The following is a 14,615-nucleotide window of genomic DNA, read 5'->3' as shown; positions in this document are numbered from 1 at the left end:
GGCCGTGCCGCCCCATCCCAGGTAGGTCCTCCACCGCGTCCCACACCCACCTGGACGTCAGCGGGATACGATCCCGGACGTCAGGCTTCCCGTCAGACCCGAGGTAGCCCTCCGTGCTCAACTTCCTCTTCCGCCGCATCGCGGCCGGGATCGCCACCCTCGTCGTGGCGCTCTTCCTCATGTTCCTGCTGGTCGACCGCGCGATCGACCCGCTGCAGGACCTCATCGAGAGCACCGCGCCCAACAAGCAGCAGCTCATCGAGCAGCGCATCGCCGACCTGAACCTCGACGTCAACGTGGTCGTCCGGTTCTTCCAGTGGTTCGGTGACCTGCTGACCGGCGACCTGGGAACGGCCTGGCGCTCGGGTCGCGACGTGAGCAGCCTGCTCACCCACGCGATCGGGTCGACGCTCGAGCTCGTCACGGCCGCGACGTTCCTCGCCGTCATCCTGGGCGTCACGGTGGGCATCGTGTCCGCGCTGCGCCAGTACAGCGCGTTCGACTACATCATCATCTTCCTGTCGTTCCTGCTGTTCTCGCTGCCGTCGTTCTGGGTCGCCGTCCTGCTCAAGCAGTGGGCCGCGATCGGGTTCAACGACTTCCTGCGCGACCCCGTGATCGCGTGGCCCGTCATCGTCGGCGCGTCGCTGCTGGTCGGTCTGCTGTGGTCGCTCGCGATCGGCGGCTCGCCCCGGCGACGTGTGCAGGTCTTCGGGATCGCCACCGCCGCCAACGTCGCGCTGCTCGCCTACATCCAGCTCACCGGGTGGTGGGACCGGCCGCAGATCGGGCCCGTCCTGCTCGTGGTGCTGGGCGCCGGTACGGCCGTCGCGGTCGTCGGCGTCTTCGCGGGCCTGCACAACCGGCGCGCGCTGTGGACCGCCCTGACGGTGGTCGCGCTCGGCACGGTCCTGTACTTCCCGATGCAGGTGGTCTTCGACTCGGTCGTCGAGTCGAACTGGCTCATCGCCGGTCTCGCGCTCCTGGCCGCCGCGGTCGGCTACCTCGTCGGGCGGCTGTACGGCGGTGCCGACTGGCGCCTGTCCGCGCACACGGGTGCCGCCGTCGCGCTCGTCATGGGCGCACTGACCTTCGTCGACCAGGTGCTGCAGGTGTGGGGGCCGTACTTCAAAGCCCTCGGCGGGCGGCCGATCCCGACGTTCGGTGACCGGACGCCCAACCTCGGCGGCAACTACTGGGTGCAGACGCTCGACTCGTTCACGCACCTCGCGCTGCCGACGGCGACGCTCGTGCTCATCGCGTTCGCGTCGTACACGCGCTACGCCCGCTCGAGCATGCTCGAGGTGATGAACCAGGACTACATCCGTACGGCGCGCGCCAAGGGCCTGCCGGAGCGCCTGGTCATCGTGCGGCACGGGTTCCGCAACGCGATGATCCCGCTCGCGACGGTCGTCCCGATCGACATCATCACGCTGATCGGCGGCGCCATCATCACCGAGGCGGTCTTCGCGCGGCCCGGCATGGGACAGCTCTTCGTGCGGTCCCTGACCGACGCAGAGATCGAGCCGGTCATGGCCTACCTGCTGGTGACCGCCATCCTCGCCATCCTCGCCAACATCATCGCGGACATCGTGTACGCGACGATCGACCCCCGGATCCGGTTGGACGCATGAGCACCCCGATGACACCCCCGTCCGGCTCGCCGGTCGACGAGCACCTCGAGAACGAGATCGAGCTCAAGGAGGTCGAGGGCCTCTCGCAGGGCCAGATCGTCCGCCGGCGGTTCTTCCGCCACAAGGGTGCGATCCTCGGCCTCGTCATGCTCGGGATCACGACCCTGCTGGCCCTCACCTCCGTCGGCGTCGGGCCGGTGCCCGGCTGGTGGCAGTGGACGCCGTACCAGACGCCCTCCGTCGTCGACGCGGGCCGCCCGTCGATGTCCCTGCCGACGTGGCTCGGTGGCTCGGGCTTCGTGATCGGCGACCACCCGTTCGGCCAGGACGAGATCGGGCGCGACATCTTCGCGCGCGTCATGGCGGGCGTGCAGACGTCGCTCATGGTCATGGTCGTGATCGGCACCGTCTCCGCCGTGATCGGCATCGCGGTCGGCGCGGCCTCCGGGTTCTTCCGCGGCCGCTCGGACACCGTCCTCATGCGGCTCACCGACCTGGTGATCACGGTCCCCACCATCGTCATCGGTGCGGTCATCGGCAAGATCGCCGGTGGCGTCAGCGGCCTGGTGTTCGCGATCGCGATGGGACTGATCCTGTGGACGACCCTCGCGCGCCTCGTGCGCGGCGAGTTCCTGTCGTTGCGCGAGCGCGAGTTCGTCGACGCGGCCCGTGTCGCCGGCGCCAGCAACCTGCGGATCATCTTCAAGCACATCCTGCCGAACGCGATCGGCACGGTCATCGTGTCGGTCACGCTGCTCATGAGCTCGGCGATCCTGCTGGAGACGGCCCTGTCGTTCCTCGGGTTCGGCATCCAGCAGCCCGAGATCTCGCTCGGTCAGCTCATCAACCAGTACCAGCAGGCGTTCGCCACACGGCCCTGGCTGTTCTGGTGGCCGGGCCTGTTCATCGTCGTCATCGCGCTGAGCATCAACTTCATCGGCGACGGCCTGCGCGACGCGTTCGACCCGCGCCAGAAGCGCATCCCCTCGGAGCGCAAGATGGCCAAGGCGATGGAGGCGGACGGCTCGGCCGCGCGTGCGAACGCCTCGACCGTGCGGCCGGCGGACGACGTGCGCAACGCCGGCACGGGCTCGTGACCGCGGTCCCGATGCCGGTCCGCGGCGGGTCAGCCGGCGGTCAGCACGGCGACGCTCGCCGCGGCGAGCAGCGCGACGGCGCCCACCGTCACGACGTGCACGCGGCGCGTCGTCGTCAGGCCCTGCTCGACGGCGACGCGCTGCGCACCGTCGAGGTGGCCGGCCGCGACCAGCGCGTCGTGCCGGGCCTCGATGGCCGCGCCGACGCTCTCGGCGGTCGCCTGCAGCGAGCGCACCGGCCGGCCGGGCGGCGGCACGGCGTCGGGCAGCGGTGCGCGACCTCGGCGGACCCGGCGGGCCGTGGCGCTCGCGCGCGGTGCGGCGAACACCGTGACGTCGCCGTCGCTGGTCCGCACGACGAGCGACCAGCCGTACTCGACCTCGCGGTACGTCGGCCACGGGACGTGCACGGTGCTCAGCACGTTGCGCACGACGACCTCGCCGTCGGACACCTCGACACCGGGTCGCCAGAACAGCGCCCACAGCACGACCACGACCAGGCCGACGAGCGGCAGGGCGCGCAGCGCCTCGCCCGCACCGTCCTGCACCGTGACCGACACGAGCGCGACCAGACCGATCGCCGCACCGGCGAGGGTCAGGACGCGCCCGTAACCCGACGTGAACTCCTGCGTGGCTCCCACGCGACCATGCTCGCAGACCGGCACCACGCCGCCCCCACCGGGCCGACGGCGCGCGTGCAGGAAGGACGCTGAACGGTGGCCATCGACACGCCTCCCGTCCCCACCCGTACCGACGAGCCCGTGCTGTCCGTGCGGGACCTCGGCGTCGACTTCTACGTCGACGGCACCTGGTACCCCGCCGCGGCCGACGTCTCGTACGACGTGCGCCCGGGCGAGGTCCTCGCGATCGTCGGCGAGTCCGGCTCGGGCAAGACGCAGTCCTCGATGGCGCTGCTGGGTCTGCTGCCGCCCAACGGGCGCGCCCGGGGCTCCGCGAAGCTGGATGACCGCGAGCTCGTCGGCATGCCGACGAGCCGGCTGCGCCGCATCCGCGGCAAGGAGATCGCGGTCATCTTCCAGGAGCCGATGACGGCGCTGAACCCCGTGTTCACGATCGGCTTCCAGATCGTCGAGACGCTGCGTGCGCACTTCGAGATCGGCCCGGCCGAGGCGCGCGAGCGCGCGATCGAGCTGCTGCGGCTCGTCGACCTGCCGAACCCCGACAAGCGCGTCGACTCCTACCCCCACCAGCTCTCGGGCGGGCAGCGGCAGCGCGCCATGATCGCGCAGGCCCTGGCGTGCGACCCGAAGCTGCTCATCGCCGACGAGCCGACCACGGCCCTCGACGTCACGGTGCAGGCCGAGATCCTCAAGCTCATGCGGGACCTGCGCGAGCGGATCGACGCGGGCATCGTGCTCATCACGCACGACATGGGCGTGGTGGCCGACATGGCGGACAAGATCATCGTCATGAAGGACGGCCGGATCGTCGACCAGGGGCCGACGCACGACGTCTTCAACAACCCCCAGCACCCGTACACGGTCAAGCTCCTCGAGGCCGTCCCGCACCTGGGCAGGGGCGCCGCCGCGTACGCCGCGCGCCCCGCGACCACGACGGCGCCCGTCGAGGCGCCGGCCGCGCCGGCCGACGGCGACGAGCCGCTCGCGCTCGACGCGAAGGACATCGTCATCGAGTACCCCGGTCGGCGCCGTACGCCGACGTTCCGGGCCGTCGACGGCGTCTCGCTGCAGATCCGCCAGGGCGAGGTCGTGGGCCTGGTCGGGGAGTCCGGCTCGGGCAAGACGACGATCGGCCGCGCCGTGGTCGGGCTGCTGCCCGTCACGAGCGGGTCGCTGAAGATCGTCGGCCAGGACATGGTCGGCGCGTCGAACAAGGACCTCAAGCCGCTGCGCACCAAGGTCGGGATCGTCTTCCAGGACCCGGGCTCCTCGCTGAACCCGCGCCTGCCGATCGGTGAGTCCATCGCCGAGCCGCTCCTGCTGCACCGGGGCGTCAAGGGGCAGGCGGCGCAGCGCGAGATCGAGCGGCTGCTCGACCAGGTCCGGCTGCCGCGCGCGATGCGCAACCGCTACCCGCACGAGCTGTCCGGCGGTCAGCGTCAGCGCGTCGGCATCGCCCGGTCGCTCGCGCTCGAGCCGCGCCTGCTCGTGGCCGACGAGCCGACGTCCGCGCTCGACGTGTCCGTCCAGGCCGCCGTCCTCGACCTGTTCCAGGAGCTGCAGCGCGAGCACGGCTTCGCGTGCCTGTTCATCAGCCACGACCTGGCCGTCGTCGAGATCCTGTCCGACCGCATCGCGGTGATGCGCAACGGGCGGCTCGTCGAGGTCGGCGAGGCCGCGCAGGTGGTCCACGACCCGCAGGACCCGTACACGCAGCGGCTCATCGCCGCCGTCCCCGTGCCGGACCCCGAGGCGCAGCGGGAGCGCCGCATCGCGCGCGACGCGCTGCTCGAGGCCCAGCGCGGCGAGCTCGAGGCCGAGGAGGCGCGGCAGGCCGCCGACGCCGCCCGGCACGACAGCGTCGGCATCGACGAGATCGACAACGAGCGGACGCACGGCACGGGCGTCTGACACGCCACCGGCCGCCGCCACGACGCCCGACCCCCGTCCCGGTGGCCGGGCGTCGTCGTCCCCGAGGTGGGCGGCGGCCTGCGTCGGCGCCCGGTGTGGGGGGAGACGCACCGGTGCGGTGCGATCGTGCCGATTCGCGGCTCTCGTGGGGTTCAGTCCGCGCGTCCGCGCGCCGATGCACGGGTGGGCGTGACAGGGTCCCGACGGGAAACGGCGGACGTGCCGCGGGCGCGGCGTGGGAGGCGGACGGGTGACGGGGACGATGCGGGAGACGGGCACGGCGCGGACGGCGGCGGGGGACGGGACGGCGGACCGCCGGGCGCGGACCGCGGGGCGGCGGACGCGCGCCCGTGCGGGCGCCGCGCTCCTGGTCCTGCCGCTCGGGGTCGGTGCCCTGGCAGCCTGCACGTCCGATCCCGTGGACCCCGCACGCGCCGGGACCGTGGTCGTCTCGGCGGACCTGCCGTTCGCGTCGCTCAACGGCGCCACGGCTGCGGGCCGCGCGCCGGGCAGCGTCCTGGTGCGCGGGCTCGTGCAGGCGGGATTCACGTCGCTCGCCCCCGACGGGACGGTCACGGACGACGAGTCGTTCGGGACCGTCGAGAAGGTCGGCGACGACCCGCTGACCGTGCGCTACACGATCGCCCCGACGGCCCGCTGGTCCGACGGCGTGCCGGTGGGCCCCGCGGACCTGCTCCTGGAGTGGGCGGCCCGCAGCGGGCAGCTCGACGAGGTCGTGCCCGAGCTCGACGCCGACGGCGCGGTGGCGTCCGTGCCCGACGACGTCGTCCTGTTCGGTGCCCCGTCGGCGGCGCTCGCGCGCGCGTCGAGCGTGCCGACGGTCGACGGCGACACCGTGACGGTCGTCTACGACACCCCCGTGGCCGACTGGCGGGTCGCGCTCGACGTCAACCTGCCCGCGCACGTCGTCGGCAGGTGGGCGCTCGACCCGGACGCCCCGCCGCTGCCGACCGCCACGCCGACGACCGCCGCGACGTCGACGGCCACGCCGTCCGGCGGCGACGGTGCGACGCCGACGGCCACCGCCACGGAGCCGGGGTCCACCACGGCCTTCGCGTCCGCCACGCCCACGGCGACGGGCGACGCGACGCCCGGGGACGAGGACGCCGACCAGGACGCGGCCGACGCCGCGGCGTGGGCGCAGGCCGTCGTCACGGCCGTCCAGCAGCAGGACCGCGCGGCGCTCGTGCCCCTGTCGCGCGTGTGGCGCACGGTCGGCCGCGCCACGGACGTCGCCGCCGACCCGACGCTCACCACGACGACGGGCCCGTACGTCCTGGCGCGCGTCGACGCGTCCGGCGTCGAGGCCGTCCGCAACGAGCGGTACGCGGGCGACGCGCCCGCGGCGTTCGACCGCGTGCGGGTGCGCACCGACCTCGACCCGCTGGCCCAGCTCGACGCGCTCGACGCCGGCGACGTCGACGTCGCGGCACCCGTGAGCACCCGCGACGTCCTGGCGGCGGCCGAGGGGCTCGAGGACGTCGCGGTCGGCACCGGGGGCGACGCCGTCCTCCAGTTGGTCGTGCAGGAGGGCGCCGCCGGGGTCTTCGACCCGGCGTCCCACGCGAGCGCACCGGATCCCGCTGCCGCGGCCGCCGGCCTGCGCGCCGCGTTCCTCGCGAGCGTGCCGCGCGACGAGCTGGTGGCGGACGCGGTGCGTCCGCTGTGGGCCCGGGCGCAGGTCTCGGACGTCGTGGCCGCCCAGGTGGCGCCGGGTGCGTCGGGCGCGGCGCCGCAGGAGCCGGCCGCCGCTCCGGAGCCCCCGGCCGGTGACCCGGTGACCGTGCGGGTGCTGACGAACACGGCCGACCCGGTGCGGTCCGCCGCGCTGGACCTGATCACCGCCGCCGCGGCGGACGCCGGCATGGAGGTCGTGCCGGTCGACGCCGATGCCGCGCAGGCGCGGGGCGCGCGACCCGAGGACTGGGACGCGGCCCTCGTGCCCGTCGCGCAGGAGGACCTCCCGGTCGCCGCGTTCGTCGCGCGCTGGCGCAGCGGAGCTGCGACGAACGTCACGGGCCACGCGGACCCGGCGCTCGACGCGGTGCTCGACGCGCTGGCCGCGCAGCCCGACCCGGCGGCGGCCTCCGACGCCCTGGCGTCCGCGACGCAGAGCCTGCGGACCTGGGGCGCGGTGCTCCCGGTGGTGCGCACGCCCGTGCTCACGGTGACCGCCGCACGGGCCCCCGAGAGCGTCCCCGGGCTGCCCGTCGTGGCGGACGTCCCGGTCCTGACGCCCGCTGCGGCGGACCTCACATGGTGGTGGGGCTGGACACGACGGTAGGATGGAACGCTGCGCCGACGCCTCGGCTAGCCCCCAGCCTCCTGAGATGAGTACCCGCATGCCCGCAACCGACCAGGCCACCGCCACCGCCGTGCGCTCCGACCTGCGCAACGTCGCCATCGTGGCGCACGTCGACCACGGCAAGACGACCCTCGTCGACGCGATGCTCTGGCAGTCCGGCGCGTTCGGTGCGCACGACCACGTGGACGAGCGTGCGATGGACTCGGGTGACCTGGAGCGCGAGAAGGGCATCACGATCCTCGCGAAGAACACCGCGATCCGGTACTCGGGCCCCGCGGCCGCGAAGGTCGGCGAGCCCGACGGCATCACGATCAACGTCATCGACACCCCGGGGCACGCCGACTTCGGCGGCGAGGTCGAGCGCGGCCTGTCCATGGTCGACGGCGTCGTCCTGCTGGTCGACGCGTCCGAGGGCCCGCTGCCGCAGACGCGCTTCGTGCTGCGCAAGGCGCTCGAGGCGAAGCTCCCGGTGATCCTCGTGGTCAACAAGGTGGACCGCCCCGACGCCCGCATCGAGGAGGTCGTCGCCGAGGCGACGGACCTGCTGCTGGGCCTGGCCTCCGACCTGCACGAGGACGTCCCGGACCTGGACCTCGACGCGATCCTCGACGTGCCCGTCGTCTACGCGGCCGCCAAGGTCGGCAAGGCCTCGCGCACGCAGCCGGCCGACGGCGACATGCCGGACAGCCCGGACCTCGAGCCGCTGTTCGAGACGATCCTCGAGAAGATCCCCGCGCCGACGTACGACCCGACCGCGCCGCTGCAGGCGCACGTCACCAACCTCGACGCCTCCCCGTTCCTCGGCCGTCTCGCGCTGCTGCGCATGTACAACGGCACGCTGCGCAAGGGCCAGACCGTCGCGTGGGCGCGCCACGACGGGACGATGCAGAACGTCCGTATCACCGAGCTGCTCGAGACCAAGGCGCTCGACCGCGTGCCGACCGACGAGGCCCGGCCCGGCGACATCGTCGCGGTCGCCGGCATCGAGGACATCACGATCGGCGAGACGCTGACGGACCCCGACGACCCGCGGCCGCTGCCGCTCATCACGGTCGACGACCCGGCGATCTCGATGACCATCGGCATCAACACCTCGCCGCTGGCCGGCAAGGGCGGCAAGGGCCACAAGGTCACGGCCCGCCAGGTCAAGGACCGCCTGGACCGCGAGCTCATCGGCAACGTGTCGCTGCGCGTGCTGCCCACCGAGCGTCCCGACGCGTGGGAGGTGCAGGGCCGCGGCGAGCTGGCCCTGGCGATCCTCGTCGAGCAGATGCGTCGCGAGGGCTTCGAGCTGACCGTCGGCAAGCCGCAGGTCGTCACGAAGAAGGTCGACGGCAAGGTCCACGAGCCGACCGAGCGCATGACGATCGACGTGCCCGAGGAGTACCTGGGCTCGGTCACGCAGCTGCTCGCGCAGCGCAAGGGCCGCATGCAGACGATGAGCAACCACGGCACCGGCTGGGTGCGCATGGAGTTCGTCGTCCCGGCGCGCGGCCTCATCGGGTTCCGCACCCGGTTCCTCACGGACACGCGCGGCACCGGCATCGCGTCGTCGATCGCCGAGGGCTTCGAGCCGTGGGCGGGCCCGATCGAGACGCGCGTCAACGGCTCGCTGGTCGCGGACCGCTCGGGCGTCGCGACCCCGTTCGCCATGCTCAACCTGCAGGACCGCGGCACGTTCTTCGTCGAGGCCACCTCGGAGGTGTACGAGGGCATGGTCGTCGGTGAGAACGCGCGCAACGAGGACATGGACGTCAACATCACCAAGGAGAAGAAGCTCAACAACATCCGCTCCTCGACGTCGGAGTCGTTCGAGAACGTGGTGCCGCCGCGCAAGCTGACGCTCGAGGAGTCGCTCGAGTTCGCGCGCGAGGACGAGTGCGTCGAGGTGACGCCGGAGGTCGTGCGCATCCGCAAGGTCGTGCTCGACCAGACGGAGCGCGCGCGCCAGACGGCACGCAACAAGAAGTCCTGACCGCGGCGTCGCGAGCGGGGGAGGACCATGACCGGCGGTCTGCTGGCGGTGCACGCGCACCCCGACGACGAGTCGCTCGCGACCGGCGCGCTGCTCGCGACGTGGGCGGCCGCCGGTCGGCCGGTCACGGTCGTGACCGCGACGCGCGGCGAGCGCGGTGAGGTCATCGGCCGGCGCTGGGCCCACCTCGAGGGTGACGGTCCGGCGCTGGCCGAGCACCGCGAGGGTGAGCTCGGCGCCGCGCTGCGCGCGCTCGGGGTGCACGACCACGGGTTCCTCGACGAGGCCGTGACCGCGGACGTGCGGTACGAGGACTCCGGCATGGCGTGGGTCGGTGCGGGCCGCGCCGGGCCGTCCGACGACGCCCCGCCGGACGCCTTCGCGTTCGTGCCCCTCGCGCAGGCGGCAGGTGCGCTCGCCCACCTGCTGCGGCTGCGGCGGCCGCAGGTGGTGGCCACGTACGAGCCCGGTGGTGGTTACGGGCACCCCGACCACGTGCGGGCGCACGAGGTCACGATGCTGGCGCTCGAGCTCGCCGCGCGCGAGGACGACACGCACGCACCCGCCCACACGGTGCCCGTCGTGCTGTGGTCCGTCGCCGGCAGCGCGACGCTGCGGCGCGCGCAGGCCGCGCTCGCCGGCGACACGGTCCGTGCGGCGCTGGGCCGCGGCGGCCGGGACCTCACGCTGCCGGACCCGGGCGGCGAGCAGCCGAGCGTGGCCGTGCCCGACGACGAGGTCGACGTCGTCGTGGACGTCGCGCCCGTGCGGGACCGGGTGCTCGCCGCGCTGCGCGCGCACGCGACGCAGGTGCAGGCCGTGCGGCCCGTCGACGGCGACGACGCACTGCTGGGCTGCTACGCGCTGAGCAACGCCGTGCTCGCACCCGTCCTGCCCGTCGAGGCCTACCGGTACGCCCCGGGCGGCACGCGCGCCGCGGCCGCGGGCGTGACGTGGCCCGCCGGTGTGCGACCGGTAGCGTGAGCGCCGTGCAGCCGCCCACCGTCGCGACCCTCTGGCGTGCCGCCGCCACCCTCGGCCTCGGACTCCTCGCGGGGACGCTCGGCACGGTCATGCACCGCGCGGTCCGCCCCTGGGGCCTGGTCGTCTGCCTGCTGCTGGTGCTCGTCATCGTGCTGGTGTCGCGCGCGTGGGTCGGGTGGTTCGGCTACGTCGCGAGCGCCGGTGGCACGATCCTCGCCGTCCAGGTCCTCGCGAGCGGCGGCCCCGGTGGCGACGTCCTCGTCACGGGGCGCGACCTGTGGGGGCCGGCGTGGGTGATCGGCGTGGTGTTCGTGGTCGCGCTGGTCGCCTTCGCGCCGCGGCGCTGGGTCGAGGACGAGCGGCCGCCGTCGCCGTGAGCGTCGGCGACGTCACGCCCGACGCGTTCCGCGCCGTGGTCGCCCGGCTGGCCTCCGGCGTCGTCGTGGTGAGCGCCGTCCACCGCGGCGTCGTGCACGCGTCCACGGTCAGCTCGGTCGCGTCGGTGTCGCTCGACCCGCCGCTGCTGCTCTTCTGCGTCCACGCGGACGCGCGCCTGCGCGACGTGCTCGACGACGTCGACACGTGGGCGGTGTCGGTCCTGGCGGACGACCAGGGCGACGTCGCCGAGTGGCTCGCGTCGCCCGGACGGCCCGCCGTGGGTCAGCTGGACCGCGTGCCGCACCGCGCGGCCCCCGTGTCGGGAGCGGCGTGGGTCGACGGGGCCGCCGCCTGGTTCGACTGCCGCACCGAGGCCGTCCACCCCGCCGGTGACCACGACGTCGTGGTCGGCCGGGTCCTCGCGGCGGCCGAGGGCGGCGCCGTCGGCGGAGCGCTGGTGCACCTGCGCGGCCGGTTGCGGGGCGTCCGGTAGGACGGCGCGACACGCCCGGGTGCGTGGGAGCTGTGTGGAGCGGGTGAGGATCGGCGTCGAGGGGCCCGATCCGCCCGTCGCGGGCGGCCGGGCCCGTAGGATCGACGCGCACGACGCGTGCCCCGGGGCGCGCGCCCAGGACCTTCACGGGGGATCGATGACGCACGGGACCGACCGCGACACGCCGACGGGCGAGGCCGCCGACCGCGACCCCGGCGCGGGGCCCGAGCGTCCCCGCGCGGAGGGTGCGCGCGAGGGCGTGCCGCAGCCGCACGACGCACCCGAGGCCGCCCCGTCCCGCCCGTCCGACGCGGTCGACGCGCCGGAGCCCGGGGCCGACGACGTCCCGCAGGACGTCGCGCCCGCCGAGCCGACGGCACCCGGCGAGCCGACCGCATCCGTCGAGGCGAACGCTGCCGACGAGCCCGCCGCCGGCGAGCCCGCCACCGACGAGCCCACCGCCGGCGAGCCCACCACTGGTGAGCCCACCACCGGTGAGCCCACCGCCGACCAGCCCACCGCTGCCGACGAGGCCGCCGCAGCCGTCCCGGTACCCGGAGCCGCGGACGTCGAGCAGGGCGCCCGCACGCAGGCCCCGGTCGACGCCCGGCGCCGCCCGCTCGCCCCGGACACGGAGCCCCTCGCCGCGTGGCCGTCGTGGGACGACGTCGCCGTCACCGCACCCGCGGCCCCCGCGTCGGACGCCACCGGCACGGACGCGCCGCACCCGTCCTCCGACGGCACGGACGCGCCGCACCCGTCCTCCGACGGCACGGACGCGCCGAGCACGTCGGCCGCCGACCCGGACGGGTCGGCTCCCGGTGCTGCCGAGGACGACCGGTCCGACGCGCCGCCCCGCGGCGACGAGCCCGCGCCCCTGCCGCCGCTGAGCATCGGCGGCCTGTCCGCGCTGGCGTTCACCGCTCTCAACGCCGCGTCGGTCGGCGTCCCGGCGCACGCGCTGCCGCAGAGCCCGGTGTCGGGGTCACCGGCCGAGACGGACGACCGCGGCGACGCCGCGTCCGCCGGCGTGCCCGCGGCGGACGAGGTTCCCGACGCACCCGCCGCCGACGAGCCGACGCCCGCACGGGCCGCCGACGAGCCGCACGCCTCCGGAACGTCCACGGCAACCGACGCCCCGGCAACCGACGCCCCGGCAACCGACGCCCCGGCCGCCGACGCCCCGACCGCCGTCCTGCCGCCCGCGCCGTCCGCGGCCGCACGCGACGACCTGGCGACCCGGGCCGCGCCCGCGGCGGCGTCGCCAGCGGCTCGACCCACGACGGCCGACGGCGGCGGCGACCTGCCCGGCGCGCCGGGCGGACCGGTGGAGGCCACCCCCGACGCCGAGCGCGGGACGTCCCCGCTGGACGTCTTCGAGCCCGACGCCGGGCACCGCCGCTGGCCCCGCGTGCTCGCGGTCGTGGGCGGCTCCGTCGCGCTCGTCGGCGCGCTGTACGTGGGCGCGTCCTACGGACTGGCCGACCGCGTGCCGCGCGGGGCCACCGTCGCCGGCGTCGAGATCGGCTCGATGTCCTCCGACGAGGCCGAGCAGCACCTCGCCGACGGGCTGGCCGACCGCACGACGTCCCCCGTGCCCGTCGTGGCGCAGGAGGTGCAGGCCGAGGTGGACCCCGCGGCCGCGGGCCTCGAGCTGGACCCGAGCGCCACCGTCGCGCGCCTGACGGGCGTCGACCTGACGGAGCCGGTGCGGCTGTGGCGGCACCTGGTCGGCGTCGGTGAGGAGCCGCCCGTGAGCCGCGTGGACGAGGACGCGCTCGAGGCTGCGCTCACGCAGCTCTCCGGCTCGCTGACGCTGGCGCCCGTCGACGGCACGGTCGTCTTCGCCGACGGCGCCGCGCACGCGACCGAGGCCGTCGACGGCTGGGAGCTGGACACGGACGGCGCCGCGACGGTGCTCGCGGACGGGTGGCTCACGCAGGAGCGGCCGCTCGCGCTGCCGACGAGCGTCGTCGCGCCCGCGGTGTCCCAGGAGGAGACCGACCGCGCGCTGCGCGAGCTCGCGCAGCCGCTCGCGGCCGCGCCGGTGACGGTGCAGGTCGCGGACCGCCAGGCGGTGCTCGACGTCCCCACGCTGACCGCGAACGCGTCGGTCGTCCCGGTGGACGGCGTCCTGGACCTGCAGCTCGACGGCGCGGCGCTGGCCGACGCCGTGCTCACCCAGGTGCCCGACCTGCTGACCACGGCGTCCGATGCGCGGTTCGAGTTCCAGGACGGCTCGCCGGTCATCGTGCCGGGCACGGCCGGGACGACGCTCGACCCCGCGGCGCTCGCGACGTCGGTCGTGACCGCGGCGACCGCGGGGACCGACCGTCTGGCAGCGGTCGAGCTGGTCCAGTCCGACCCCGCGCAGACCACGGCCGAGCTCGAGGGGCTCGGCGTCAAGGAGGTCGTCTCGGAGTTCTCCACGCCGCTGACGAACGAGCCGCGCCGCACGGGCAACATCGCGAACGGGCTCAAGAACATCACGGGAACGCTCGTGCGGCCGGGGGAGACGTTCAGCCTGACCGAGGCGCTCGGGCCGGTCGACGCCGCCCACGGCTTCGTCCAGGCGGGGGCGATCGTCAACGGCGAGCACAAGGACGCATGGGGCGGCGGGCTGTCGCAGGTGTCGACCACGACCTACAACGCCGCCTACTTCGCCGGGTTCGAGGACGTGGAGCACACGCCGCACAGCGAGTGGTTCCAGCGCTACCCCGAGGGCCGCGAGGCCACCATCTTCACGGGTGTCCTCGACCTGAAGTGGAAGAACAACACGCCCTACGGTGCGCTCGTGCAGGGCTACGTCGCGGACGGACGCGCGCACGTGCGGATCTGGAGCACCAAGCACTTCACGGTCGAGACCTCGAAGAGCGGGCGGTCCGGGGTCGTCAACCCGACCACGGTGTACTCGCAGTCACCGACGTGCGAGCCGCAGAGCGCCGGCAACCCGGGCTTCACGGTGACGAACACCCGCCGTGTCCTGCTCAACGGCGAGGTCGTCGACACCGAGTCCCTCACCTGGCGGTACAAGCCGCAGAACCGGGTGATCTGCGGCACGGCACCGGCCCCGGGGGCGGCGCCGACGCCGTGACGTCGCACCGCTGACGTCAGCCGCCCCCGTCGCGCCGGGGGCGGCGCGGCGGGGGCGGCGGCCCGGCCGTCGCGCGCCGGAC

10 protein-coding genes are annotated in these 14,615 nt (G+C 74.6%); 9 read left to right on the top strand and 1 reads right to left on the bottom strand.

Translation table 11 applies throughout. The features are described 5' to 3' along the window. Positions 1 to 113 precede the first annotated feature (113 nt). A complete protein-coding gene (locus H9657_RS12935) occupies positions 114 to 1,634 on the top strand; it encodes an ABC transporter permease (protein WP_191783834.1) in 1,521 nt (506 codons plus the stop codon). Further along, positions 1,631 to 2,731 (top strand): ABC transporter permease, encoded by a 1,101-nt coding sequence (locus H9657_RS12930; protein ID WP_191783833.1) that lies wholly within the window; start codon positions 1,631 to 1,633, stop codon positions 2,729 to 2,731. Before H9657_RS12935 ends, H9657_RS12930 begins: the two co-directional genes overlap by 4 nt. A 29-nt stretch (positions 2,732 to 2,760) precedes the next feature. Here H9657_RS12930 and H9657_RS12925 read toward each other — a convergent pair whose 3' ends face one another. Next, complete coding sequence (locus tag H9657_RS12925; protein ID WP_191783832.1) at positions 2,761 to 3,372, bottom strand: hypothetical protein; 612 nt, start codon at positions 3,370 to 3,372, stop codon at positions 2,761 to 2,763. Between the two features lie 75 nt (positions 3,373 to 3,447). On the opposite strand from H9657_RS12925, the gene H9657_RS12920 reads away from it, so the two are divergent. The 7 genes from H9657_RS12920 (at position 3,448) to H9657_RS12890 (ending at position 14,533) form a co-directional block, all read left to right on the top strand. After that, positions 3,448 to 5,283: an ABC transporter ATP-binding protein gene (locus H9657_RS12920; RefSeq protein ID WP_191783831.1), complete on the top strand. Its 1,836-nt coding sequence runs from the start codon at positions 3,448 to 3,450 to the stop codon at positions 5,281 to 5,283. A 250-nt stretch (positions 5,284 to 5,533) separates the two neighbouring features. Then, positions 5,534 to 7,588, top strand: a complete 2,055-nt coding sequence (locus tag H9657_RS12915) for an ABC transporter substrate-binding protein (RefSeq protein WP_191783830.1) — start codon at positions 5,534 to 5,536, stop codon at positions 7,586 to 7,588. Between the two features lie 58 nt (positions 7,589 to 7,646). Beyond that, positions 7,647 to 9,584 carry a translational GTPase TypA gene (gene typA / locus H9657_RS12910; RefSeq protein ID WP_191783829.1) on the top strand — a complete coding sequence of 646 codons (1,938 nt, stop codon included), beginning with the start codon at positions 7,647 to 7,649 and terminating at the stop codon, positions 9,582 to 9,584. A 27-nt stretch (positions 9,585 to 9,611) separates the two neighbouring features. Continuing rightward, on the top strand, positions 9,612 to 10,568 hold the full coding sequence (locus tag H9657_RS12905) for a PIG-L family deacetylase (RefSeq protein ID WP_191783828.1): 957 nt from the start codon (positions 9,612 to 9,614) through the stop codon (positions 10,566 to 10,568). 5 nt (positions 10,569 to 10,573) lie between these two features. After that, positions 10,574 to 10,945 (top strand): hypothetical protein, encoded by a 372-nt coding sequence (locus H9657_RS12900; protein WP_191783827.1) that lies wholly within the window; start codon positions 10,574 to 10,576, stop codon positions 10,943 to 10,945. Continuing rightward, entirely contained in the window at positions 10,942 to 11,439 is a 498-nt protein-coding gene (locus tag H9657_RS12895) for a flavin reductase family protein (protein ID WP_191783826.1), read from the top strand. Before H9657_RS12900 ends, H9657_RS12895 begins: the two co-directional genes overlap by 4 nt. A 157-nt stretch (positions 11,440 to 11,596) precedes the next feature. Next, positions 11,597 to 14,533 (top strand): VanW family protein, encoded by a 2,937-nt coding sequence (locus H9657_RS12890; protein ID WP_191783825.1) that lies wholly within the window; start codon positions 11,597 to 11,599, stop codon positions 14,531 to 14,533. The last annotated feature ends 82 nt before the right edge of the window (positions 14,534 to 14,615 follow it).

Origin of the sequence: Cellulomonas avistercoris, assembly GCF_014836445.1 — a bacterium.
In the GTDB taxonomy this organism is placed as follows: domain Bacteria; phylum Actinomycetota; class Actinomycetes; order Actinomycetales; family Cellulomonadaceae; genus Cellulomonas; species Cellulomonas avistercoris.
This window is presented reverse-complemented; position numbering and strand designations above follow the sequence as displayed.